At 72.1% G+C, this 24,215-nt stretch carries 22 protein-coding genes; 17 read left to right on the plus strand and 5 right to left on the minus strand.

What is annotated here, in order from left to right; all coding sequences use genetic code 11:
* Positions 1 to 167: 167 nt before the first annotated feature.
* The 6 genes from AB0L37_RS11135 to AB0L37_RS11160 all read left to right on the plus strand — a co-directional run bounded on the left by AB0L37_RS11135 (position 168) and on the right by AB0L37_RS11160 (position 6,240).
* Positions 168 to 1,694 (plus strand): sugar ABC transporter ATP-binding protein, encoded by a 1,527-nt coding sequence (locus AB0L37_RS11135; protein ID WP_365502777.1) that lies wholly within the window; start codon positions 168 to 170, stop codon positions 1,692 to 1,694.
* Positions 1,691 to 2,746, plus strand: a complete 1,056-nt coding sequence (locus AB0L37_RS11140) for an ABC transporter permease (RefSeq protein ID WP_365502779.1) — start codon at positions 1,691 to 1,693, stop codon at positions 2,744 to 2,746. The genes AB0L37_RS11135 and AB0L37_RS11140 overlap by 4 nt, the downstream gene beginning before the upstream one ends.
* Positions 2,739 to 3,734, plus strand: coding sequence for an ABC transporter permease (locus AB0L37_RS11145; protein WP_365502781.1), 996 nt, complete (start codon positions 2,739 to 2,741; stop codon positions 3,732 to 3,734). The genes AB0L37_RS11140 and AB0L37_RS11145 overlap by 8 nt, the downstream gene beginning before the upstream one ends.
* Positions 3,735 to 3,796: 62 nt before the next feature.
* Positions 3,797 to 4,882, plus strand: a complete 1,086-nt coding sequence (gene rhaS, locus AB0L37_RS11150; protein ID WP_365502783.1) for a rhamnose ABC transporter substrate-binding protein — start codon at positions 3,797 to 3,799, stop codon at positions 4,880 to 4,882.
* Positions 4,883 to 4,898: 16 nt separating this feature from the next.
* The gene (locus AB0L37_RS11155) at positions 4,899 to 5,219 is read left to right on the plus strand and encodes an L-rhamnose mutarotase (protein WP_365502785.1); all 321 of its coding nucleotides are present in this window, start codon (positions 4,899 to 4,901) and stop codon (positions 5,217 to 5,219) included.
* Positions 5,212 to 6,240 (plus strand): LacI family DNA-binding transcriptional regulator, encoded by a 1,029-nt coding sequence (locus tag AB0L37_RS11160; protein ID WP_365502787.1) that lies wholly within the window; start codon positions 5,212 to 5,214, stop codon positions 6,238 to 6,240. The genes AB0L37_RS11155 and AB0L37_RS11160 overlap by 8 nt, the downstream gene beginning before the upstream one ends.
* Positions 6,241 to 6,272: 32 nt before the next feature.
* Here the strand turns inward: AB0L37_RS11160 and AB0L37_RS11165 are convergent, their stop codons facing one another.
* The gene (locus AB0L37_RS11165; RefSeq protein WP_365502789.1) at positions 6,273 to 9,374 is read right to left on the minus strand and encodes a family 78 glycoside hydrolase catalytic domain; all 3,102 of its coding nucleotides are present in this window, start codon (positions 9,372 to 9,374) and stop codon (positions 6,273 to 6,275) included.
* Between the two features lie 378 nt (positions 9,375 to 9,752).
* Between AB0L37_RS11165 and AB0L37_RS11170 the strand changes: the two genes are divergently transcribed.
* From AB0L37_RS11170 to hemC, 4 genes are all read left to right on the plus strand, one after another.
* Entirely contained in the window at positions 9,753 to 10,781 is a 1,029-nt protein-coding gene (locus AB0L37_RS11170; protein ID WP_365502791.1) for a LacI family DNA-binding transcriptional regulator, read from the plus strand.
* An 89-nt stretch (positions 10,782 to 10,870) separates the two neighbouring features.
* Complete coding sequence (locus tag AB0L37_RS11175; RefSeq protein ID WP_365502793.1) at positions 10,871 to 12,175, plus strand: alpha/beta fold hydrolase; 1,305 nt, start codon at positions 10,871 to 10,873, stop codon at positions 12,173 to 12,175.
* A gap of 215 nt (positions 12,176 to 12,390) precedes the next feature.
* Positions 12,391 to 13,143 (plus strand): PIG-L deacetylase family protein, encoded by a 753-nt coding sequence (locus tag AB0L37_RS11180; protein ID WP_365502795.1) that lies wholly within the window; start codon positions 12,391 to 12,393, stop codon positions 13,141 to 13,143.
* A gap of 25 nt (positions 13,144 to 13,168) precedes the next feature.
* Positions 13,169 to 14,101, plus strand: a complete 933-nt coding sequence (gene hemC / locus AB0L37_RS11185; RefSeq protein ID WP_365502797.1) for a hydroxymethylbilane synthase — start codon at positions 13,169 to 13,171, stop codon at positions 14,099 to 14,101.
* Here the strand turns inward: hemC and AB0L37_RS11190 are convergent.
* On the minus strand, positions 13,989 to 15,446 hold the full coding sequence (locus tag AB0L37_RS11190; RefSeq protein WP_365502799.1) for an MFS transporter: 1,458 nt from the start codon (positions 15,444 to 15,446) through the stop codon (positions 13,989 to 13,991). The two genes, hemC and AB0L37_RS11190, sit on opposite strands and share 113 nt — an antisense overlap.
* Complete coding sequence (locus AB0L37_RS11195) at positions 15,443 to 16,048, minus strand: TetR/AcrR family transcriptional regulator (protein WP_365502801.1); 606 nt, start codon at positions 16,046 to 16,048, stop codon at positions 15,443 to 15,445. Before AB0L37_RS11195 ends, AB0L37_RS11190 begins: the two co-directional genes overlap by 4 nt.
* A gap of 130 nt (positions 16,049 to 16,178) precedes the next feature.
* Between AB0L37_RS11195 and AB0L37_RS11200 the strand changes: the two genes are divergently transcribed.
* Both AB0L37_RS11200 and AB0L37_RS11205 read left to right on the plus strand, forming a co-directional pair.
* Positions 16,179 to 17,018: an enoyl-CoA hydratase/isomerase family protein gene (locus AB0L37_RS11200; protein ID WP_365502803.1), complete on the plus strand. Its 840-nt coding sequence runs from the start codon at positions 16,179 to 16,181 to the stop codon at positions 17,016 to 17,018.
* Between the two features lie 42 nt (positions 17,019 to 17,060).
* Positions 17,061 to 17,492 (plus strand): PPOX class F420-dependent oxidoreductase, encoded by a 432-nt coding sequence (locus AB0L37_RS11205; protein ID WP_365502805.1) that lies wholly within the window; start codon positions 17,061 to 17,063, stop codon positions 17,490 to 17,492.
* Between the two features lie 26 nt (positions 17,493 to 17,518).
* On the opposite strand, the gene AB0L37_RS11210 is transcribed toward AB0L37_RS11205, so the two are convergent.
* Together AB0L37_RS11210 and AB0L37_RS11215 are read right to left on the minus strand one after the other, a co-directional pair.
* Positions 17,519 to 18,418, minus strand: coding sequence for an SDR family oxidoreductase (locus tag AB0L37_RS11210; RefSeq protein WP_365502807.1), 900 nt, complete (start codon positions 18,416 to 18,418; stop codon positions 17,519 to 17,521).
* A 50-nt stretch (positions 18,419 to 18,468) separates the two neighbouring features.
* Positions 18,469 to 19,488: an NAD(P)/FAD-dependent oxidoreductase gene (locus AB0L37_RS11215; protein ID WP_365502809.1), complete on the minus strand. Its 1,020-nt coding sequence runs from the start codon at positions 19,486 to 19,488 to the stop codon at positions 18,469 to 18,471.
* 105 nt (positions 19,489 to 19,593) lie between these two features.
* Here AB0L37_RS11215 and AB0L37_RS11220 point away from each other — a divergent pair, with 105 nt between their 5' ends.
* From AB0L37_RS11220 to AB0L37_RS11240, 5 genes are all read left to right on the plus strand, one after another.
* On the plus strand, positions 19,594 to 20,223 hold the full coding sequence (locus tag AB0L37_RS11220) for an XRE family transcriptional regulator (protein ID WP_365502811.1): 630 nt from the start codon (positions 19,594 to 19,596) through the stop codon (positions 20,221 to 20,223).
* A gap of 97 nt (positions 20,224 to 20,320) precedes the next feature.
* A complete protein-coding gene (locus AB0L37_RS11225) occupies positions 20,321 to 21,307 on the plus strand; it encodes an NADPH:quinone oxidoreductase family protein (RefSeq protein WP_365502813.1) in 987 nt (328 codons plus the stop codon).
* Positions 21,304 to 22,488, plus strand: a complete 1,185-nt coding sequence (locus AB0L37_RS11230) for an acyl-CoA dehydrogenase family protein (protein WP_365502815.1) — start codon at positions 21,304 to 21,306, stop codon at positions 22,486 to 22,488. Before AB0L37_RS11225 ends, AB0L37_RS11230 begins: the two co-directional genes overlap by 4 nt.
* The gene (locus AB0L37_RS11235) at positions 22,485 to 23,576 is read left to right on the plus strand and encodes an acyl-CoA dehydrogenase family protein (protein ID WP_365502817.1); all 1,092 of its coding nucleotides are present in this window, start codon (positions 22,485 to 22,487) and stop codon (positions 23,574 to 23,576) included. Before AB0L37_RS11230 ends, AB0L37_RS11235 begins: the two co-directional genes overlap by 4 nt.
* A gap of 22 nt (positions 23,577 to 23,598) precedes the next feature.
* The gene (locus AB0L37_RS11240; protein WP_365502819.1) at positions 23,599 to 24,165 is read left to right on the plus strand and encodes an AAA family ATPase; all 567 of its coding nucleotides are present in this window, start codon (positions 23,599 to 23,601) and stop codon (positions 24,163 to 24,165) included.
* Positions 24,166 to 24,215: the final 50 nt, after the last annotated feature.

The following is a 24,215-nucleotide window of genomic DNA, read 5'->3' on the forward strand; positions in this document are numbered from 1 at the left end:
TGTTGCACGTCGAAGGATCGGGATGTCCACGACCTCTTGACCCGTCCCGACGGGCGGAGCTAGCTTCCGGGCAACTTCACTGAAACATTTCATGCCGCTGGGCGAGCTTCCTACGGGGGAGCCCTGAACGGCCCCGCCCGCCTTCCGCACACTCACGGAGACATGCCATGACGCAACCTGAACCGGAGACGACTCCGGTGCTCGCGCTGGAGGGGGTGAGCAAGTCCTTCGGTGCCGTACGCGCGCTGCGCGGCGTCTCGCTGCGCCTGTACGCGGGTGAGGCGCACGCCCTGGCCGGCGAGAACGGTGCGGGGAAGTCCACGCTCATCAAGGCCCTCGCCGGCGTGCACCGGCCCGACACCGGAACGGTCCTGCTCGACGGCGCGCCCGTGGAGTTCCACGGTCCGGCCGACGCCCGTGACGCCGGCGTCGCCGTCATCTACCAGGAACCGACGCTCTTCCCCGACCTGTCGATCGCCGAGAACATCTTCATGGGGCGCCAGCCGCGCCGCTCGCTGGGCCGCGTCGACCACCGCGCCGTGAAGGACGCGACCGCCGCCCTCTTCCGGCGCCTCGGCGTCGCACTCGACCCGGACCAGCCGGCCCGCGGTCTGTCCATCGCCGACCAGCAGCTCGTCGAGATCGCCAAGGCCCTCTCGTTCGACGCCCGCGTCCTGATCATGGACGAGCCGACCGCGGCGCTCACCGGCAGTGAGGTGGCCCGCCTGTTCGGCGTCGTGCAGGCGCTGCGCGAACAGGGCGCGGCCGTCCTGTTCATCTCCCACCGCCTGGAGGAGATCTTCGAGCTGTGCCAGCGCGTGACAACGTTGCGCGACGGCGCCTGGGTGGCCAGCGAACCCCTCGACGGACTGACCGAGGACGACCTCGTGCGCCGCATGGTCGGCCGCGACCTCGACGAGCTCTACCCCAAGCAGGACACCGAACTCGGCGAAGTGGCGCTCAGCGTACGGCGGTTGACCCGCGAGGGCGTCTTCACCGACGTCTCCTTCGAGGTGCGCCGCGGCGAGATCGTCGGCCTCGCCGGCCTCGTCGGAGCCGGACGCAGCGAGGTCGCCCGCGCCGTGTTCGGCGTCGACCGGTTCGACGGCGGCGAGGTCGAGGTGCTCGGCAAGCGGCTCAAGCCCGGCGCCCCCAGCCTCGCCATGCACGCGGGCCTCGCCCTCGTCCCCGAGGACCGCCGCGCCCAGGGCCTGGTGATGGACATGTCCATCGAGCGCAACATCGGCCTCACCGGATTCGCCGACACCAGCCGCGCAGGGCTCATGAACCGCAGGGCCGAGCGCAGCCGCAGCGTCGACTGGGCCGTGAAGCTCCAGGTCAAGTACGCGCGTCTCGCCGATGTCGTCGGCACCCTGTCGGGCGGCAACCAGCAGAAGGTCGTCCTCGCCAAGTGGCTCGCGACCGGGCCGCAGGTGCTCATCGTCGACGAGCCCACGCGCGGCATCGACGTCGGCACCAAGGCCGAGGTGCACCGCCTCCTGTCGTCGCTCGCCGCCGAGGGTGTCGCCGTCCTGATGATCTCCTCCGACCTGCCGGAGATCCTCGGCATGGCCGACCGCGTCCTCGTCATGCACGAAGGCCGCCTGACCGCCGAACTCACCCGGGCCGAGGCCACCGAGGAGACCGTGATGGCCGCCGCCACCGGACGCACGACCCAGGGGAGGGCGGCATGACCGTCACCGCCCAGCCGGTGCGCGAGAACGCCGCGCCCGAACCCGCCGCCGGACGCCGGCTGCTCGACAAGGTGTTCAAGGCCCGCGAACTCGCCGTCGCAGGCGTACTCGTCCTGATGCTGCTCGCCACCCAGATCTCCAACACGGAGTTCCTGTCCGAGCAGGGCGTCAAGGACCTCCTCCTCAACGCCACGATCCTCGTCCTCGTCGCCACCGGCCAGGCCGTCGTCGTCATCACCCGCAACGTCGACCTCTCGGTCGGCTCCGTGCTCGGCATCTCCGCCTTCGCCGCGGGCAACTACCTTCAGGGCGGCGGCAGTTCACTGATCGCGGTGCTGTACGCCGTCGCGATCGGCGCCCTGTTCGGCGTGCTGAACGGCGCGCTCGTCAGCCTCGGCAAGGTGCCCGCCCTCGTCGTCACCCTCGGCACCCTGTACGTGGTGCGCGGCATCGACTCGATCTGGGTCGGCTCCGAGCAGATCGTCGCCTCCGACCTGCCGGACGGCTTCGTCGACTTCGGCCACGACGGCCTGTGGATCGTGCCCTACCTGGCGCTGCTCGCCGTCGCCGTCCTGCTCTGCGTCGGCTATTACCTGCGCAGCTACCGCAGCGGCCGCGACATGTACGCGCTCGGCTCCAGCCCCGAGGCGGCGACCCTCGCCGGCGTTCCCGTCCGTAAGCGCATCATGACCGCCTACATCCTGTGCGGGGCGCTCGCCGGACTCGCCGGCGCCCTGTACCTGGCGCGCTTCGGCAACGTCGACTCCGCGACCGGCAACGGCTACGAACTCACCGTCGTCAGCGCCGTCGTCGTCGGCGGCGTCGCCTTCACCGGAGGCTCCGGCACCGTCTACGGCGCCGCCCTCGGCGCACTCCTGCTGACCTCCATCAACAGCGTGCTGCCCGCCATCGGCGTCAGCTCCGTCTGGGTCACCGCCATCAACGGAGTCCTGCTGCTGCTCGCCATCGCCGTCGACCGGATCCTGGCGCTGCGCGTCGCCGCCGTGCTGCGCAAGCAGGCCGCACAGATGAGGAGCGCCCGCCATGCGTAAGAACTCCCTTGCCGGCGCCGTCCGTTGGGACACCGCCGTCGGCGCCCTGCTGATCGTGCTGCTGCTCTGCTCGTTCTCGTTCGTCGACAACTTCGGCAACGCCCTGAACGTGTCCTTCCTCATCGGCAACACCCTGCCGATCGCGCTCATCGCCCTGCCGATGACGATGCTCGTCGTCTCCGGCGAGGTCGACCTGTCGGTGGGCTCCACGGCCGGCCTGTCCGGCGCCGTCATGGGCGCGCTGTGGAACGAGGGCATGGCCATCGAGACGATCATCCCGGTCTGCCTCGTCCTCGGCCTCCTCTGCGGCCTGGTCAACGGCCTGCTCGTGACCCGCCTCGGCCTGCCGTCCCTCGCCGTCACCATCGGCACCATGGCCGCCTACCGCGGCATCGCGCAGATCGTCCTCGGCTCCGACTCGGTCACCGACTTCCCCACGCAGTACCTGGACTTCGGCGCCGGACGGATCGGCGACACGTTCGTCCCGTACGCCTTCCTGCCCTTCCTCGTCCTCCTCGGGATCGCCGTCGTCGTGCTGCACGCCACCCGCGTGGGCCGCTCGCTGTTCGCGATCGGCGCGAGCGAGGAGGCCGCCCGCTTCTCCGGCGTCCGCGTCAAACGCCTCAAGCTCTCGATGTTCGTGACGACCGGCGTGCTGTCCGCGCTCACCGGCGTCTTCTGGGCGCTGCACTACGCCAGCGCCCGCTACGACAACGCCACCGGGCTCGAACTGTCCGTCATCGCCGCGGTGTTGCTCGGCGGCATCGACTTCGACGGCGGCAAGGGCACCCTCGGCGGCGCGATCGCGGGCGTGTTCCTGCTCGGCACGCTCCAGAACGTGATGAGCCTGCTCAATGTCTCCGCCCAGTCCCAGATCGTCGTGACCGGCGTCCTCCTGGTGATCTCCGTCCTCGCGCCGCGCGTCGGCCGGCAGATCGCCCAGGCGAGGGCCCGCAGGAAGACCGCCGCGGTGCCGGCCGCCACGTGAGCCCCGTACGTCCGAGCACCCGCACGTCCCTCCCCTCGACCCCCGACCCGTAAGGAACCGCCATGTCCGCCACCGCCCGAACCCGCAGGCTCTCGGCCGCGCTCGCCGTCACCACCGCGCTCGTCCTCGGCGCCACCGCCTGCGGCGGCACCACGAAGGACGACGCGAACAAGGAGGCGGCCAAGTCCCACGCCGCAGGCAAGGCCGACCCCAACGCCGCCACCAAGAAGGGCCTCACGGTCGCCTTCCTGCCCAAGCAGGTCAACAACCCGTACTTCACCACCTCCGACACCGGCGGCAAGAAGGCGCTGGAGGCACTGGGCTCGACGTACAAGGAGGTCGGCACGTCGAGCGGCACCGACACCTCCGGACAGGTCTCCTACGTCAACACCCTCACCCAGCAGCAGGTCGACGCCATCGCCGTGTCCGCGCAGGACCCGGGCGCCCTGTGTACCGCCCTGAAGCAGGCGATGAGGAACGGCGTCAGCGTCGTCACGTACGACTCCGACACCAAGGCCGACTGCCGCAACGTGTTCGTCTCGCAGGCCAGCGCCGAGGACCTCGGCCGCACCCAGGTCCAGGAGATCGCCAGGCAGATCGGCGGCAAGGGCGAGATCGCGATCCTCTCGGCGGCCCAGACGGCCACCAACCAGAACACGTGGATCGACTACATGAAGGACGAGCTGAAGAAGCCCGCGTACAAGGACATCAAGCTCGTCACGACCGCGTACGGCGACGACGACGCCCAGAAGTCGTTCCAGCAGACCCAGGGCCTCCTCCAGGAGCACCCGAAGCTGAAGGGGATCATCTCCCCGACCACCGTCGGCATCAAGGCCGCCGCCCAGTACCTGTCCGGCTCCAAGTACAAGGGCAAGGTCAAGCTGACCGGCCTCGGCACCCCCAACGACATGCGCGCCTACGTCAAGAACGGCACCGTCGAGGCGTTCGAGCTGTGGGACCCGGCGAAGCTCGGCGCGCTCGCCGCGCACACCGCCGTCGCGCTGGAGTCCGGCCAGATCTCCGGCAAGGAGGGCGAGACCTTCAAGGCAGGTGACCTCGGCGAGTTCACCATCGAGAAGGACGGCGTCGTCTCGCTCGGCAAGCCCACCGTCTTCGACAAGAAGAACATCGACCAGTTCAAGTTCTGAACGAAGGACACCGTCCATGCAGCGCGTCTGTTTTCTGCTCAAGGTCAAGGCCGACCGGATCGACGAGTACCGCGCCCGCCACGAGAACGTGTGGCAGGAGATGCGGGAGGCCCTGACCGCCACCGGGTGGCACAACTACTCCCTCTTCCTGCGCGACGACGGACTGCTCGTCGGTTATGTGGAGACGGAGGACTTCGACGCGGCGCGCGCCGCGATGGACGCCACCGACGTCAACGCCCGGTGGCAGGCCGAGATGGGCGCCTTCTTCGAGGACCTCGACGGGCAGGCGCCGGACGCCGCGATGCGGCCGCTCACCGAGGTCTTCCACCTTGCCTGAGCGTTCCACGGTGGGGATCAAGGACGTGGCGCGCGTCGCGGGCGTCTCCGTGGGCACCGTCTCCAACGTCCTCAACCAGCCGCACCGCGTGTCCGAGCCGACCCGCCGCCACGTCCAGGAGGTCATCGCCCGCCTCGGCTACGTCCGCAGCGAGTACGCACGTCAGCTGCGGGCCGGACACAGCCGCATCGTGGCGCTGCTCGTCCTGGACATGGGCAACCCGTTCTTCGTCGACGTCGCGCGCGGTGCCGAGCGGGCCGCGCGCGGCGCGGGACTCGGCGTCATGGTCTGCAACAGCGCCCAGGACCCCTCGGAGGAGGCCGAGTACCTCTCCCTCTTCGCCGAACAGCGGGTGCGCGGCGCCCTGATCACCCCGGCGGACCCGAGCGGGACGACCCTGCGCGACTTCCGGCGCCACGGCATCCCGTACGTCGTCGTGGACCGGGTCGCCGGTGACGAACCCGGGTGCTCGGTCGCCGTCGACGACGTGTCGGGCGGCGCCCTCGCGCTGCGCCATCTCGTCTCCGGCGGCCACCGCTCCCTCGCCTTCGTCAGCGGGCCGCCCCACCTCAAACAGGTGCAGGACCGCAGGGAGGGCGCCCTCAAGGCGCTCGCCGAGGCAGGCCTGCCGCAGACGCTGCTGCGCGAACTGCCCACGGACCGCCTCGACGTGGCCGCGGGCCGCGACGCGGGCGCCCGCCTCCTCGGCCTCACCGACCGCCCCACCGCCGTCTTCTGCGCCAACGACCTGCTCGCCCTCGGGGTCCTGCAATCCCTCTACACGGCAGGGATCCGGGTCCCCGAGGACATCTCCATCGTCGGCTACGACGACATCGAGTTCGCCGCGGCGGCCACGGTCCCCCTCACCTCGGTCCGCCAGCCGGCCCTCACCCTGGGCACGATCGCGGCGGAGCTGCTGTTGCGGGAGACGGGGGAGCGGGCGGCCGAGCACCGGCATCAACATGTCGTGCTGCGGCCGGAGTTGGTGGTGCGCCGGTCGAGCCGCGGGCTCGCCCCGTAGCCCTCCCGGGCACCACCGCTCCCGGCGACGCGTCAGCGCACCGTGCTCGTCACCCGGTACCGCCCCGACGGCACGGTGAACGACGCGACCCCGTCGCGGAAGCCCGCCGCCCGCACCCCCGCCACCCTTCCCAGCGGCGTCCGCCCTTCGCGGACCGCCGACGCGGACACCGCCGGCAGGCTCAGGGTCGCCTCGGTGCCGGCCGGGACGACCGCCTCGTAGGTGAGCGTGCCGTCCTTCGCCAGGGACCATTCGCTCCTGATCTCGCCGTACGGGCAGACGTGCCGGGCCGCGACGCGGCTGATGCGGCCCGTCGGGTCGAGGTGCGGCCGGAGCCGGAAGCGGCGGAAGCCGGGGTGGTCCGGGTCCCGGGCGATGCCCGCCATGTACGCGTACATCCACTCCATGATCGCGCCGTACGAGTAGTGGTTGAAGGAGTTCATCTCGACGGGGCCGAACCCGTCCTCGCGCGAGTACGAGTTCCAGCGCTCCCACACCGTCGTCGCACCGTTCTTCACCGAGTACAGCCAGGAGGGCATGGCGTCCTGGTGGAGGAGTTGGTACGCGAGGTCGGCGCGGCCCTCGTCGGTGAGGACCGGGGCGAGGACGTTCACGCCGAGGAAGCCGACCGAGAGGGTGTTCTCCGCGTACTGGACGCGGGCGCTGTCCGGATGGGCCGCCTTGTACGCGGCGTCGTTGCCGATGTTCTCCGCCAACAGGCCCACCAGAGCGCGGCGTTGGGCCTCGGTGTCGTAGAAGCCGAGCTTGAGGACCCACAGGAGCGCCGACTGGCTGTTGTCCTCGGGGACGCCGCCCATGATCGGCTTGCCGCCCTTGCTGGACAGGACGGTGATCGTGTCGCCGTCCGTCCTGATGTACACGGCCTGGAACGCGCGGCGGATGCGGGCGAACAGGTCGTCGTAGGCGGTGGCGTCGGCGGTGCGTCCCGTGGCCCGCGCCATCTGCGCCATGAGGCGGACGCTGTACGCGTAGTAGACGTCGCTCATCAGCTGGGTGCCGGTGTTCTGGAACGCCAGCCAGTCCGCGAAGACGGCGCCCTGCCCGGCGTAGGTGTCGCCGCCCTTGTGCCGGATCCAGTCGATGTAGCGGACCATGGCCTCCCAGCTGCGGTCGATGATCGTGGCGTCACCGCTCATCTGCCACACCGTCCACGGCACGATGACGCCGCAGTCCGCCCAACCGCTGCACGGCGCGGCCGCGTTGTACCGGTTGCCGGGCGCCACCGCCGTGAACTGGGCGCCGTCGACCCCGTACGTCTTCTGCGACTCGATGAGGATGTCCTCGAAATGGCTGAGGAAGGCCACCGAGTCGGTGTTGTAGAGGCCGGTGTTCGAGAACACCTGCGTGTCGCCGGTCCAGCCGAGCCGCTCGTCGCGCTGCGGGCAGTCGGTCGGCACCCACAGGTAGTTGCCGCGCTGGCCCCAACGCACGTTGCTGATCAGCTGGTTGACGTCCTCGTCGTCGGTGGTGACGTCGCCGATCTCGCGGAGTGCGGACGTGCCGACCTTGCCGGTGACGTCCGAGACGGTGACCTCGGCGCCGGGCGTCGTGACCTCCACCGATACATAGCGGAAGCCGTAGAAGGTGAGCGAGTCCTGATGCGTCTCACCGTCCTTCGCGCCCTTGAGGATGTACGTGCTCGTCGCCTTCGCCGAGCGGAGGTTGGCGCGGTAGAGCGAGCCGGCCGGGCCGTCGGCGCCCTTGCTGTCGTCGTTGAGCATCTCGCCGAATCTGACGACGACTTGGGCACCGGCCGGGCCGCGCAGCGTGTAGCGGGGGACGCCGACCATGTTCTGGCCGAGGTCGAAGACGGCCGTGTCGCCGGGGCGCAACGTCACCGGTCCTGGCCTGCCGCTCGTCGAGCGGTCCGGGTCGGGGACGATCTCGCCCTTGCCGTTGGCGCTCGACGACTCGCCCTTCACCTTGTCGTAGACGGTGAGCGACTGCGGGTGGCGGTCCCATGCGGGGACCAGGCGGGCGGACTCGCCGGGGTAGGCGGTGAGCTTCGCGTCGGGGAACTTGGCGGCGTAGCCGACCTGTTCGACGTCCGCCCAGCCCGCGGTGTCGAAGCCGGACGACGCCCAGCCGTCGAGCTCCTTGCGGGCGTCGTACGTCTGCCCGTCGTAGATGTCGTCGGCGCGGTACGGGCCGGTGTCGGTGGCCTTCCATCCGGCGTCCTGCGCGGTGACGACCGACTGCGTGGAGCCGTCCGCGTACCGGATCAGGAGCTTGGCCTTGAGGGCGAGCGGATTCCCCTCCTTGGACCAGTACGTGCTGCCCTCGGAGACGCGCCCGTTGTACCAGCCGTTGCCGAGGACCGCCCCGAGCGTCACGGTGCGGCCGCCGCGCACCACCGCGTCCGTGACGTCGTACGTCAGGTAGTTCACGGTGGTGTCGTAGTTGGTCCAGCCCGGCGTGAGGAGTTCCGTCGCCTGCCCGTCGCCCTGCGGCGCGGTGACGCGTCGGCCGTTGACGTACGCCTCGTAGACGCCGAGGGCCGTGATGGAGAGCCGGGCCTCGGTGACCTTGCCTGTGCCGAGCGGGGTCTCGCTGCGCAGCAGGGGAGCCCCGGCCGAGTCGGGGGCCTTGCCCTTCATGCCGAGCCACTGGGCGCCGTCCCAGCCGGTGACGCCGTCCGTGCTCATGAGGCTGGTCTCGAACCAGGCCGCGGAGGCGGTGCCGAGAGCGCGGCCCTTCGTGTCCCAGACCGTCACATCCCAGAAGTACCGTGTGGACGGCGTGAGGTGAGGGCCGCCGTAGCGAACCGCGACGGAGTCGGACGAGGTCGTCTTGCCGCTGTCCCACACGTCGGGCCGGCCCGACGCAAGGCGCCGCGCGGAGGACGCGACACGGATGCGGTAGGCGCCCTGCGCGAGGCCGCGCGCGGTGGAGTCGAGCCGCCAGCCGAAGCGCGGGCGGGCCGCGTCGATGCCGAGCGGCAGCACGCGGTGCTCGACGGTCAGGCCGGTGACCGTGCCGCCCTGCGCGGCGGACGGCTCCGCCTCGGCCGCCTGGACGAGCGTGGCCGTGCCGAGGGCGGCGAGGCCGGTGATCACGGGGACGGCGCCCGCGGTCGCGGCAAGGACGGTCCTGCGGTGGATGGCGCTGCTCATCTTTGAGGTTTCCCTTCGTCGTTGAAGGTGCTCTGTCGATGGGTGGGGGAGGAGCGAGATCGTGAAGGTGGGGGAGGTGAGGAGTTGAACGATTTCAAACGATTCAATGTGGGGTGGAGGAACCTATGCGCAGACCGGGTGGGAGACAAGAGGCGTGCGTGCGGGAAACGCACTCGCGCAAGCAGATTGACAGTGGGGGAGGGCTCGCGCAGAGTGGCCCGGGTGGCCACCGGGGCCGGGCGAAACGATTCAAGGCACCGGTGTCGCCGAGCCCCGGCGTCCTCGCCGTCCTCCGGGTGTCCGACTGGCCGAACATTTCGTGGGCCGCCCCACGTACACTCCCCCTGCCGCACCCGCTCACCTGGAGGTCCGTACCCGATGGGACAGTCCGTGGGGATCAAGGACGTCGCCCGCGCCGCGGGGGTGTCCGTGGGCACGGTCTCGAACGTGATCAACCGGCCCGAGACCGTCGCCGACGAGACCCGCTCGCGCGTCCTCGCGGTGATCGACCGGCTCGGCTACGTCCGCAGCGAGTCCGCGCGCCAGCTGCGCGCCGGACGCAGCCGCATCATGGGCCTGCTCGTCCTCGACATGGGCAACCCGTTCTTCGTGGATGTCGCGCGCGGTGCCGAGCGGGCCGCGCGCGACGCCGGGCTCGGCGTCATGGTCTGCAACAGCGCGCAGAGTGCGAGCGAGGAGGCCGAGTACCTGTCGCTCTTCGCCGAGCAGCGGGTTCGCGGTGTGCTGCTCACGCCGGCCGAGGCGACAGGCCGTACCGTCGAACAGTTCCGTCGGCACGACATCCCGTTCGTCCTCGTCGACCGGGTCGCCGAGGGTGCCACCGAGTGCTCCGTCTCCGTCGACGACGTCAACGGCGGCGCGCTCGCCGTCGGTCACCTCGTGGACGCCGGCCACCGCCGTATCGCCTACGTGAGCGGCCCGCCCGCCCTCAACCAGGTCAAGGACCGCCGCCAGGGCGCGCTGCGTGCCCTCCAGGAGGCCGGGCTGCCCGCCTCCGCCCTGCGCGAACTGCCCACCGAGCGGCTCGACGTGGCCGCCGGCCGTGACGCGGGCGCCCGCCTCCTCGGTCTCGGCTCCCGCCCCACGGCCGTCTTCTGCGCCAACGACCTCCTCGCCCTCGGTGTGCTCCAGGCCCTGTACGCGGCAGGGGTGCGGGTCCCCGAGGACGTCGCGATCGTCGGCTACGACGACATCGAGTTCGCGGCCGCCGCCGCCGTGCCCCTCACCTCCGTGCGGCAGCCCGCCGTCACCATGGGCGCCCTCGCCGCCGAACTGCTCCTGGAGGAGATCGAGGCAGCCGACCATCCGGGCCGTTGGCACGAGCACCGTCGCGTCGTGCTCCAGCCGGAGCTCGTCGTACGCGGTTCCAGCCTGGGCCCCCGCTGAGCCGGCCCGCACCCATGTGCTGAACTGGGCGGACGTCCCGGCTGTCCGCAGTACGGGCCGCCCGCACCGCCATCCGTACAGGAGTTGCCTTGAGCGCCGCCCGTTACCGTCAGGCCGGAGTCGTCCTGACCGACCGTCGTTTCTCCGTACCGCTGGACCACGACGCCCCCGACGGCGAGCAGATCGAGCTGTACGCGCGCGAGGCCGTCGCCGCGGGCCGCGAGAACGCCGAACTGCCGTGGCTCGTCTACCTCCAGGGCGGTCCCGGCTTCGGCGCCAACCGGTTCAGCGGCAAGCAGGCCTGGCTCGGCCGCGCCCTCCAGGACTACCGCGTCCTCCTCCTCGACCAGCGCGGCACCGGCGCCTCCGCGACCGTGAACCGCCAGACGCTCCCGCTGCGCGGCGACGCGCACGCCCAGGCGGAGTACCTCACGCACTTCCGCGCCGACTCGATCGTCCGCGACTGCGAACTCGTTCGCCGTGAGGTCACCGGCGGCGCCCCGTGGACCGTCCTCGGCCAGAGCTTCGGCGGCTTCTGCGCCGTGCGCTACCTGTCGTCCGCGCCCGAGGGTCTCGAGGCGGCCCTCATCACGGGCGGCCTGCCCACGCTCGACGGCCACGCCGACGACGTCTACCGCGCCGCGTACCCGCGTATCGAGCGCAAGGTCCGCGCGCACTACGCCCGCTATCCGATGGACGTCGAGCGGGCCCGCGAGATCGCCGCTTACGTCCAGGAGCGGCAGCCCGTCCTGCCGAACGGCTACCGGCTCACCCTGGAGGCGTTCCAGTCCCTGGGCATCTGGCTCGGCGCGAGCGACGGCAGCGACCGCCTGCACTACCTCCTGGAGGACGCGTTCGTCCGCACCCCTGCCGGGCGCGAACTCTCCGACGCGTTCCAGGAGCAGGTCGCCGGGGCGCTGTCCTACGCGAGCCACCCGCTCTACGCGGTGCTGCACGAGGCGATCTACGCGCAGGGCGGGCGCGCCACCGACTGGTCCGCGGAGCGCGTGCGCGGCGAGTTCCCCCAGTTCGACGGCGAGAAGTCGCTGGCCTCCGGGGCGGCGCTGATGTTCACCGGCGAGTCCGTCCACCCGTGGCAGTTCGACGCCGACCCGGCGCTGCGACCGCTGCGCGAGGCCGCACACGCGGTGGCGTCCCGCACGGAGTGGGCCCCGCTGTACGACCCGGCCCGGCTCGCGGCGAACGAGGTGCCGGTGGCCGCCGCCGTCTACCACGACGACATGTACGTCGACACGGAGCACGCGCTGCGGACGGCTCGGTCGATCCGGGGGCTGCGGCCCTGGGTGACCAATGAGTTCGAGCACGATGGGCTCCGGGCCGGTGGGCCGCGTGTTCTTGACCGGCTGCTGGGGATGGTGCGGGGCGAGGTGTAGTTCGTCGTCGGGTGCGGGTGAGTGGGGGCTGGTCGCGCAGTTCCCCGCGCCCCTGAGATGCGCACCTTCGGTGCGGCATCTCCCCGATGAAGGCTGAGCGGCGAAGCCGCTCGCCTTCAGAGGCGCGGGGAACTGCGCGACCAGCCCCCACCGGACCCGCACCCGCCGGACAAACCCCACGCCAACCTCCCCGGCAGGCGCATACCCTGCCCCATATGAGCCTGCCCGAGCAGAAGACCGACCCAGCGCTCCAGCCGATGCCGGAGGACTGGACGCGCGCCCTCGCGATCGTCGCCCACCCCGACGACCTGGAATACGGCTGTTCCGCCGCCATCGCCGCCTGGACCGACGCAGGCAAGGACGTCACGTACGTCCTGGCCACCCGCGGAGAGGCCGGCATCGACACCCTCGCGCCGGACAAGTGCGGCCCCCTGCGCGAACAGGAGCAGCGCGCCAGCGCGGCCGTCGTCGGCGTCGACACCGTCGAGTTCCTCGACCACAAGGACGGCGTCATCGAGTACGGCGTCGCGCTGCGCCGGGACATCGCCGCCGCGATCCGCCGCCACCGCCCCGAACTCGTCATCACGCTCAACCACCGCGACACCTGGGGCGGCGTCTACTGGAACACCCCCGACCATGTCGCCGTCGGCCGTGCCACGCTCGACGCCGCGGCGGACGCGGGAAACCGGTGGATCTTCCCCGAGCTGAAGGAGCAGGGGCTCGAACCGTGGAACGGCGTGAAGTGGGTCGCCGTCGCCGGTTCCGCGCAGTCCACGCACGCCGTCGACGCCACGGCGGGGCTCGAGCGCGCGGTCCGCTCGCTGCTCGAACACCGTACGTACATCGAGGTGTTGACCGACGAGGACCCCGAAACGTATTGCCGTACGTTCCTGACGCAGAACATGCAGATGGCGGCCGAGCGGTTCGGCGGGAAGCCCGCTGTGCCGTTCGAAGTGTTCAACCGCTGAGGCCTCCGTCCCCTATCGTTGCGGGATGGCTGCCGAGCTGATCCGTATCGTCTCCCGTTCCTCACCGATGGCCCTGGCGCAGGTGGAGCGCGTACGCGAGGAACTCGCCGCGCTCCACCCCGGGGTGCGTACCGAGGTCGTCCCCGTCACCACGAGCGGCGACAAGTGGATGGGCGATCTGGCGAAACTCGGCGGCAAGGGCGCCTTCACCAAAGAGGTCGACCAGGCGCTCCTCGACGGGCGCGCCGACCTCGCCGTGCACTGCCTCAAGGACATCCCGGCCGACCGCCCGCTGCCCGAAGGGTGCACGTTCGGCGCGTACCTGAAGCGGGACGACGTACGCGACGCGCTCATCGACCCGCACGGCCGGACCCTCGACGAGCTGCCCGAGGGCACCCGGATCGGCACGTCGTCGGTGCGCCGGGTCGCCCAACTCGCCGCCAGTCACCCGCACTTGGTGTGCGTCCCGATGCGCGGCAACGCCAACCGGCGGCTGGAGAAGCTCGCTGCGGGCGATGCCGATGTGCTGCTGCTCGCCCTGTCGGGCCTGGAGCGGATCGGTCGTACGGATGTCGTGACGGATGTCCTGGCGCCCGAGTCGATGTGCCCGCCGATCGGCGCCGGGATCCTCGCGCTTCAGTGCCGGGCCGACGACACGGACACCCTGGACACGGTGAGCGGGCTCGGCCACCGCGACACCTGGCGGGAGGCGACCGCCGAGCGCATGTTCCTGCATGTCCTCCAGGGGCACTGCAACTCGCCGGTCGCCGGGTACGCGCGGGCCGAGCGCAGCGGCGATCTGTCGCTGCGCGCCTGTGTGTTCACGCCCGACGGCAAGCGGGTGCTCAACGCCCAGGAATGGGCGGGTCCGCTGGATCCGGCGACTCTGGGGATGTCCGTGGCGGTGGCGCTGCTGCGCCAGGGGGCGCGGGAACTGATCGACGGGATCCCGCACTGACCTCAGCGGGCCGCTTCGCCGGCAGCCACCGTGCCGCCAGCGCGGCGGCGCAGGTCACGGCGGCGAGGGCGGTGAGCGTCGTGCGCATCGCGCCGACGAAGTCGGTCCCCGACGCCAGCAGGGTCGTCGCGGTCGCCACGCCCAGCGTCGGACCCACGTTCATCGCCGTCTGCTGAAGGCCGCCCGCGACCCCGGCGTGCGCCTCGGACGCCCGCCGCACGAGGACCTCCGTCGCGCTCACCATGACCGTGCCGAAGCCCGTGCCCATCGCCAACGCGCAGACACCGATGGCGATTTGGGGAGAGCCCTCGGTGAGGTGGCCGAAGCTGAAGACGCCGGCCGCCATCAGGAGCATGCCGCCCGCCGTCGTCGCCCGCGCCCCGTGGCGGCGCAGCAGCACCGCGCTCAGCGGCGCCGCGAGGACCATGCACAGCGCGGCGGGCAGCATCCGCACCGCCGTGGTCAGGGCGTCGAGCCCGAGCACGTCCTGAAGGAAGTACGTCGCCGCGAACAGCGAGCCGAACAGCGCCGCCGACGCCGTCAGCAGGATGCCCAGCGCGGCGGCCGACACCGGTGTCGCGACGACGGCGGGGGTGAGCAGCGGACTCGGCGTGCGGCGCTCGTGCCGTCCGAGGAGCGCCGTCGCCACGGCCGCCCCCGCGAGCCCCGGCGCCGCGCCCGCCCCGGGCAGGCTGACGAGGCCCAGGACCAGGCAGGCCAGTGCCGCACCGAGCAGTACTGCCCCGACCGGGTCGAGCCCCGCGTCCCGTGGCGCGGGGGAGGCCTGCGGATCCCGTACGAGGAGGACGAGCAGCGCGATCACCACGGCGGGCAGCACCCCGAGGAAGAACACCGACCGCCAGCCGAGATGCGCCGTGAGCACCCCGCCCACCAGGGGGCCCGCGGCCGCGGCGATCCCGATGGCGCTGGTGCGCAGCGCGATCGGCATGTCGAGACGGTCGGGGGGATACGCGGCCCGCAGCATGCCGAGCGTCGCCGGTTGCAGCAGCGCCCCGCACACGCCCTGGACGACCCGCAGCGCGATCACCCAGCCGATGCCGGGGACGAGGCCGATGGCCGCCGACGCCGCCGCGAATCCGAGCATCCCGTACGCGAAGAGCCGCCGGTGCCCGAACCGGTCGCCGAGCCGCCCCGCGAAGACCAGCAGGCTCGCCACCGCGATCAGATAGGCGGTGCTCGTCCACTGGACCTGCGTGAGCGAGGCGCTCAGATCGCGCTGGAGCGCGGGCTGGGCGATGGTCAGGACCGTGCCGTCGAGCGCGACGAGCACCGCGCCGACGACGCTGCCCGCGAGCGCGACGCGCCGCTGGGCCTGGCCGCTCATCGCGCCACCGGACCCAGGTGGGCGTCGAGGACGGACGCGAGGAGCGGCTCGATGTCGCCGCTCCCCACGGCCAGTTGGAGGCTTCCCCAGCCCCACAGCTGTGCGACACCGTGCAGATTCGCCCACAACGCGCCCGCGACGACGGCCGGTTCGGCATCGGGGCGGGCGGCCGCGACCAGTTCCACGAGCATCATGAAGAGCGGCAGACTCGTGTCGCGCAGCCCCAACTCGTTGCTCTCCAACAGATCATGACGGAACATCAGCTCGTACATACCGCGATGCCCGGCCGCGAAGTCCAGGTAGGCGCGCGCCAGCGTGGCGATCCGGCCGCGTGGACCGACGTCCTCGGCTGCCGCGCGTACGGCCTCGGCGGCCTGGGCGCCCAGATCCGCGAACCCGCGCCGCGCGATCGCCGACAGCAGCTCCAGATGGGTCGGGAAGTAGCGCCGGGGCGCCCCGTGCGAGACGCCCGCGCGGCGCGCGATCTCCCGCAGCGACAGGGCCGCCGCCCCTTCCGCGTCCACGAGTGCGACACCGGTGTCGACGAGACGGTCCCTGAGCGGGCCGACGCCGTCCTTCGAGTCCTGCTGATCCTGCTGCATGGACACTGTCTACCCGAGAGCGGTAGACAGTGTCTACTCCCGGCTCTTCCCGTGCAGGTCTTCAAGGTCGTACGCGGACCGGTTACGCTGCGCGCCGCCCGCACCCGCCGACGAACCGGCCGGAGGCCACATGATCGACACCCTCGACACCGAGATCCCCGACGGCGAGGCGCGGCGGCTGCGCCTGGACGTCGGGAAGGACGGGATCGGCGTCCTCACCCTGTGCCGCCCGGCCAAGCTCAACGCCTGGAGCTGGGAGTCGAGCCGGCAGCTCGGGCTCCTCGCCGACCGGATCCGCTTCGACGACCGCATCCGTGTCGTCCTGCTGCGGGCCGAGGGCCGCGCCTTCTGCGCGGGCATCGACGTGACCGCGCCCGGCGGCGGGATCGAGGGCGAGAGCGGCTCCGCGCGCAGCCGCGCCTACTACGAGGGCATCCGCTGGGTCCACGAGCGGTTCGCCGCGTTCGCCCGGCTCCCGCAGCCCGTGGTCGCCGCCGTACAGGGGTACTGCCTGGGCTTCGGGTTCGAGCTGGCCCTGATGGCGGACGTGCGGATCGCGGCGGACGACGCCGTGTTCGCGCTGCCCGAGGCCCGGCTCGGCGTCGCCGTCGACGCGGGCGGCGACCTGCGGATCGCACGCGAGGCGGGCGCGGGCTGGGCCAAGTTCCTCGCGCTCACCGGACGGCGCATCGACGCGGACACGGCCCGGGAGCTGCGACTGCTTCAACAGGTCGTCCCCGCCGCCGAGTTGGAGAGCACGGCGCGGGACGTCGCCGCCGAGATCGCCGCCAACGCGCCCCTCGCCGTGCAGTCCGTCAAACGCGACATCGACGCGTACGCCGATGCCGGACTCGACGCGGCCCTCGACCGGGTGGCGATGAGCGCCGCCCTCACCCTCACCTCGGACGACGCGACCGAGGGGTTCGCGGCGAAGGGCGAGCGGCGGCCACCGCAGTTCCGTGGGGCGTGAACGCCGCGGAATCTCCGCCGCGGCGGGCCTGTTGCGGACGGTATGACCACCGCAGACTTCGACCCCCGCGCCCTCCTCGCCGAGAGCCGCCTCGGCGTCCTCGCCACCATCAAGTCCGACGGCCTGCCCCAGCTCTCACCCGTCATGCCCTCCTACGACCGCGCCGCCGAGATCCTCTACGTCTCGATGACCGAAGGGCGCGCCAAGACGGCGAACCTGCGCCGCGACCCGCGGGCGGCCCTGGAGGTCACCGGTCCCGACGGCCGCAGCTGGGCCACCGCCGAGGGCAAGGTCACCCTGATCGGCCCCGGCACCGATCCGCACGGCCCCGAGGTGGAGGCGCTGGTCGCCTACTACCGCGCGGCCGCCGGTGAGCACCCCGACTGGGACGAGTACCGGGCCGTCATGGTCGCCGACCGGCGCGTCCTGATGAGGATGGCCGTCGACCGCGTCTACGGACAGCGCCTCGGCTGACGCCGCTCGCCTTCGAGGACAGGCTCTCAGTGCGGGTCGAACGGGCCGCGCCCCAGCTGCTCCCGGACCGGCGTCACCGGAGCGTTGACCAGATCCCGGCGCTGCCAGTTCGCCCCGTCCACCACCAGGGTGTGGCCGCTGATGAACCGGGCGTACGGCGACGCGAGGAAGGTCGCCGCCCAGCCCAACTCCCGTGGCGCGCCCACCCGGAGAGCGGGCTGGCGCGCGCCCGGGGCGTCGGCCCGGTCGAGGTTCGCGCGAATGTCGGCCGTCATGTCGTCGTGCGGCATCAGCCCGGGCACCAGCCCGTTGACCTGGATGCCGTACGGGCCCCATTCGACGGCGAGGGTCTCCACCAGGTTCTTCACGCCCGCCTTGGCCGCCGCGCTGTGTGCGAACCCCGGGCCTCCGGTCCAGGCGTACGACGCGCCGACCGCGATCACCGAACCCGGCGTGCCCGCCGCCAGGTGTCTGCGCCCGAACTCGCGGGTCATCAGGAACGTCCCGTTGAGTGTGATGTCGACCACCGAGCGCCAGCCGTTCGGCGTCAACTCCTCGGCGGGCACGGGAAAGTTGGCGGCGGCGTTGTTCACCAGGACGTCGGGGGCACGGCCGTGCGCCGCCTCGGCCGCGTCGAAGACCTCGGCGATGCGCGCCGCGTCCCGTATGTCGCAGGTCGCCGCCGTGACCGGGCCCGCGCCCTCGATCCGGCCCAACTCCTCGCGGGCGGGCGCCAGATGCTCCGCCTTCCGGCTGACGATCATCACCGCCGCGCCGAGCCGTGCGAACTCGGCGGCGACGGCCCGCCCGAGGCCGGTGCCGCCCCCCGTCACCAGGACGAGCCTGCCGTCGTACGTGTCCGGAGGCAGCGCCGACGTGCCGAGCGGGGGAGGGGCGGGCAGGCCGGGGGCGGAGGCGGTATCCATGTGGCATGGATACCGCTTGACGGCTCAACCCTCCATGCCCGCAACCAACTTCACGCGGACGCCGTCTTCGCGAGAGCCCGGGCGACCGCCCGCTCGCCCTCCGGGGAGAACACCCCGGACCGCCGCTCCTCGACCGCCCGCTCCAGGTCCGTGTGGAGCAGGTCCATGTTGATGAAGACCCCGGCCCGGTACCCGGCGCTCGCCGCGTTGACCACCTGCTCCGCGGGCCCCGCCGCGTTCCCCACCGCCCACACGCCCGGCACGCTCGTCAGTCCCGTCGGGTCGACGTCGACGAAGGGGCCGGCCGGCGTCTCCTTCGTCCGCGCGCCCAGGGCGGCCAGCAGCGAGTCGCGGGGCACCATGCGGGTCGGCACGACGAACACCGAGCGCGCGACCACCCGCCCGCCGGTGAGCCGTACGCCGGTCAGCCGGTCGTCCTCGACGACGAGCCCGGCGACCGTACCGCTGACGACGCTCACTCCGGCGGCGGCGAGCATCTGCCAGTCGGCGTCGGGGAGTTCGTCCTCGTCGGCCTCGTGCAGGAACAGCGTCACGTCGTCCGACAGCTGGCTGAACAGCAAGGCCTGGTGGATGCCCGACGCCGAGCCGTACAGGACGCCGATCGGCTCGTCCCGCACCTCGTAGCCGTGGCAGTACGGGCAGTGGATCACGTCCTTGCCCCAGCGCTCGGCGACCCCGGGGATCTCCGGCAGCTCGTCGACGAGGCCGGTGGCCACCACCAGGCGGCGCGCGTGCACCCGGCCGCCGCCCGCGAACGCCACGTCGAACTCGCCGGACGCGTCGGGTTCGGCCGCCGTCACCCGGTCCCGGACGAGCTCGACGCCGTAGCCGGTGACCTCGCGACGCACCTCGGCCAGGAACTCCGCGGGCGGCATGCCGTCCCGCGACGGGTAGCCCTGCATGTGCGCGGCCGGCGCGTTGCGCGGCTCGCCCGCGTCGACCACGAGCACCGAGCGGCGCGAGCGTCCCAGGACCAGCGCCGCCGACAGGCCCGCCGTGCCGCCGCCGACCACCACCACCTCGTACGTCTGCTTCTCCGTCCTGACCATGTGCCCACCTCGTCGTCCGTGTCGTCCCGTGTCTGCCGGTACTCATGAAGGTGCATCCGAGCCCGCCGTATTGACAAATGGGTTTGCCGAAACTGCAATGGATGCATGAACCGGCACACGCAGGACCACGACGACGAACCGGCCGAGGCGAGCATGGACTCCGTCCTGTCCGGGGTGGGCCCGCGGCTGCGGGCGCTGCGCAAGGAGCGCGGCGCCACCCTCTCCGGGCTCTCCGAGACCACCGGCATCTCGGTCAGCACGCTCTCCCGCCTGGAGTCCGGGCTGCGCAAGCCCAGCCTCGAGCTGCTGCTGCCCATCGCCCGAGCCCACAAGGTCCCGCTGGACGAGCTGGTGGGGGCGCCGCCGGTGGAGGACCCGCGGGTGCGCGCGAAGCCCATCACGATGGGCGGCCGGACCCTGATCCCGCTGACCCGGCAGCCCGGCGGCCTCCAGGCGTACAAGGTGATCGAGCCGCAGCGCCGGATGGAGCCGGACCCGCGCACCCACGAGGGCTACGAGTGGCTGTACATGCTCTCCGGCAAGCTGCGCCTCGTGCTCGGTGAGCACGACGTGATCCTCGGGCCCGGCGAGGCCGTCGAGTTCGACACCCGTGTGCCGCACTGGTTCGGGTCGACGGGGGAAGGGCCCGCCGAGTTCCTCAGCCTCTTCGGACCGCAGGGGGAGCGGATGCACGTACGGGCACGGCCCGCGCGAGCGGCACGGTCGGAGGAGTGAGGGTCAGAGGCTCCGCAGGGGCATTCACAGATCGGCAAGCGACCGCTTAGTATGCGGTCGAAGCTGGTGTGACGACGCAGTCCCGTGGAGGCCCCGCATGCAGGCATGGCAAGTGCACGAGATCGGCGAGCCGAGCGAGGTGATGCGCCTCGAAGAGGTCGAGCGCCCCGTGCCCGGCGAGGGGCAGGTCCTGCTCAAGGTGCGCGCCGCCAACATCAACTTCCCGGACGCGCTGATGTGCCGCGGTCAGTACCAGGTCAGGCCGCCGCTGCCGTTCACCCCGGGCGTGGAGATCTGCGGCGAGACCGAGGACGGCCGCCGCGTCATCGCCAACCCGGCCCTGCCCTACGGCGGCTTCGCCGAGTACGCCGTCGCGGACGCGCGCGGTCTGCTGCCCGCGCCCGACGCCCTGGACGACGCCGAGACGGCCGCCCTGCACATCGGCTACCAGACCGGCTGGTTCGGCCTGCACCAGCGCGCCCGCCTCCAGGACGGCGAGACGCTGCTCGTGCACGCCGCCGCCGGCGGGGTCGGCAGCGCCGCCGTCCAGCTCGGCAAGGCCGCGGGCGCCCGGGTCATCGGCGTCGTCGGCGGACCCGCGAAGGCGAAGGTCGCGGCCGAGCTCGGCTGCGACGTCGTCATCGACCGGCGCTCCGAGGACGTCATCGCCGCCGTGAAGGAAGCCACCGGCGGGCGCGGCGCCGACGTGATCTACGACCCGGTCGGCGGCGAGGCGTACACGCAGTCCGCGAAGACCGTCGCCTTCGAGGGCCGGATCGTCGTCGTCGGCTTCGCGAGCGGCACCATCCCGAGCCCCGCGCTCAACCACGCCCTGGTGAAGAACTACTCGATCATGGGCCTGCACTGGGGCCTGTACGCGAGCAAGAACCCCAAGCTCATCCCGCACTGCCACGAGCGGCTCACCGAACTCGCCGCGAGCGGTGCCATCAAGCCGCTGGTCAGCGAGCGGGTCGACCTGACCGACGCCGCGGCCGCCGTGCAGCGCGTCGCGGACGGCGTCACCACGGGCCGCGTCGCCGTCATCCCCGGCCTCGCCGCCGCCAAGGAAGGAGCCGCGGCATGACCGTCGACGCCGCACAACTGCGCACGCTCACGCAGGAGTTCCTGGCCGCCCACCCGCCCGCCACGACTCCCCGCGCCGACTTCCTCAGCGCGCGCTTCGACGCGGGCCTGGCCTGGGTGCACTACCCGAAGGGCCTCGGCGGGCTCGACGCCCCGCGCTCCCTCCAGGCCGTCGTTGACGCCGAACTGGAAGCGGCCGGCGCCCCGGACAACGACCCCCGGCGCAACGGCATCGGGCTCGGCATGGCCGCCCCCACCATCCTCGCCTTCGGCACCGACGAGCAGAAGCGGCGCTTCCTCAAGCCGCTGTGGACCGGCCAGGAGATCTGGTGCCAGCTCTTCAGCGAGCCCGGCGCCGGATCCGACCTCGCCGCGCTCGGCACCCGCGCCGTCCTCGACGGCGACACCTGGACCGTCAACGGCCAGAAGGTGTGGACGTCCGGCGCGCACAACGCCCGGTTCGCCATCCTCATCGCCCGCACCGACCCGGACGTGCCCAAGCACAAGGGCATCACGTACTTCGTGTGCGACATGACCGACCCCGGCGTCGACGTGCGGCCGCTGCGCCAGATCACCGGCGAGGCCGAGTTCAACGAGGTGTTCCTCACCGACGTCCGCATCCCCGACGCGCACCGCCTCGGCGCCGTCGGCAACGGCTGGAAGGTCGCCCAGACCACCCTCAACAACGAGAGGGTCGCGATCGGCGGTGCCCGCATCCCGCGCGAGGGCGGCCTCATCGGCATCGTCGCGAAGAAGTGGCGCGAGCGCCCCGAGCTGCGCACGCAGGACCTGCACCAGCGCCTCGTGAAGCTGTGGGTCGACGCCGAGGTCGCCCGCCTCACCGGCGAGCGTCTGCGCCAGCAGCTCGTCGCCGGTCACCCGGGACCCGAGGGTGCCGGCATGAAGCTCGGCTTCGCCCGCCTCAACCAGGAGATCAGCGGCCTGGAGGTCGAACTCCTCGGTGAAGAGGGCCTGTTGTACGACGACTGGACGCTGCGCCGCCCCGAGATCGTCGACTTCGCGGGCCGCGAGGCCGGCTACCGCTACCTGCGCGCCAAGGGCAACAGCATCGAGGGCGGGACGAGCGAGGTCCTGCTGAACATCGTCGCCGAGCGCGTCCTGGGCCTGCCGCCCGAGCCGCGCACCGACAAGGACGTCGCCTGGAAGGACCTCTCCCGATGACCGACCTGCTGTACTCCGAGGAAGAGGAAGCGCTCCGCTCGGCGGTCCGCGACCTGCTCGCCGACCACTGCGACGCCACCGCCGTCCTCGCCCGCATCGAGGCGGAGGCGCCGCACGACCGCGCCCTGTGGAAGAACCTCGCCGAGAGCATGGGCCTCGCCGGTCTCCTGGTCCCCGAGGAGCGCGGCGGTCAGGGCGCCTCGCACCGCGAAGCGGCCGTCGTCCTGGAGGAGTTGGGGCGCGCCGTCGCCCCCGTCCCCTACCTGACCAGCGCCGTCATCGCCACCGAGGCGCTGCTCGCCTGCGACACGGAGGAGGCCGCGACGCTCCTCGCGTCCCTCGCCTCCGGCCGCACCGTCGGCGCGCTCACCGTGCCCCTGTCGGCGACCCCGGGCCGCGACTTCAAGGACGTTCGAGCGTCGGACGGAGCCCTGACCGGGCGGGTCACCGGAGTCGCGGACGCGGCCGCCGCCGACGTGTTCCTGGTCCCCACGGCGGAAGGCCTCTTCGCCGTCGACGCCACGGCCGAGGGCGTCACCGTCGAAGGGCAGACCTCCTTCGACCGCACCCGCCCGCTGGCCACCGTCGCGCTGGCCGGTGCCCCCGGCCGCCTGCTCGCCGACAGCGCCGCACCGGCCGTACGCCGAGCCCTGCGCGCCGGGGCCGGGCTCCTGGCCTCCGAGCAACTGGGCGTCGCCGACTGGCTGTTGACGGAGACGGTGCGCTACACGCGCGAGCGCCACCAGTTCAACCGGCCCATCGCCTCCTTCCAGTCGCTCAAGCACCGCCTCGCCCAGTTGTGGCTGGAAGTCGTCGGCACCCGCGCCGCCGCGCGCAACGCGGCCGACGCGCTGGCCACCGGCAGCGAGGACACCGACATCGCGGTGGCCGTCGCCCAGGCCTACGCGGCGCAGGTCGCGGTGCACGCCGCCGAGGAGGCCCTCCAGCTGCACGCCGGCATCGGCATGACCTGGGAGCACCCGATCCACCTCTACCTCAAGCGCGCCAAGGCCGACTCCATCGCCCTCGGCACGGCGGGCCGGCACCGGGAGGAACTGGCCGAACTGGTCGACCTGCGCGCGCCCTGAGGACGCGTGTGATCATGCCCGCATGACACGCGGCCGGATCATCTTCCTCAACGGCACGTCCAGTTCAGGAAAGTCGAGCATCGCCCGGGAACTGCTCGACGTGCTCGACGACGGCGTCCACTTCCATCTGGCGGTGGACGCCTTCGGCGCGATGCGCACGAAGAGGGAACTGGAACCCGACGAGCTCGACGCCGCCCTGCGCTGCACGAGGGAGGGCTTTCACCGGTCGGTCGCCGCCATGGCCGAGGTCGGCAACGACCTCGTCGTCGACTACGTGCTCAGCGAGCCGTGGCGGCTGCGCGACTGCCTGGCCGTGCTGCACCCCGAGGACGTCGTCTTCGTCGGCGTGCACTGCCCCCTGGAGGAACTGGAGCGCCGCGAGCGCTCCCGCGGCGACCGGCCCGCCGGGCTCGCGGCGCTCCAGTTCGGTCTCGTGCACCGGCACGGCGACTACGACCTGGAGATCGACACCGGCGCCCTTGACCCGCGCGCCTGCGCCGAGCGGATCAAGGCGTTCCTGCCGCGGCGGCCGACACTCACCGCCTTCACCCGGCTCCGCAGGCGCTATGCGGCGGAGCCGACGCGCTGACGTCGATGACCCCGCGGTGAACCGACGGCGGCAGTCCGGCCAACTCCCGT

Source organism: Streptomyces sp. NPDC052225 (genome assembly GCF_040679615.1).
Classification (GTDB): domain Bacteria; phylum Actinomycetota; class Actinomycetes; order Streptomycetales; family Streptomycetaceae; genus Streptomyces.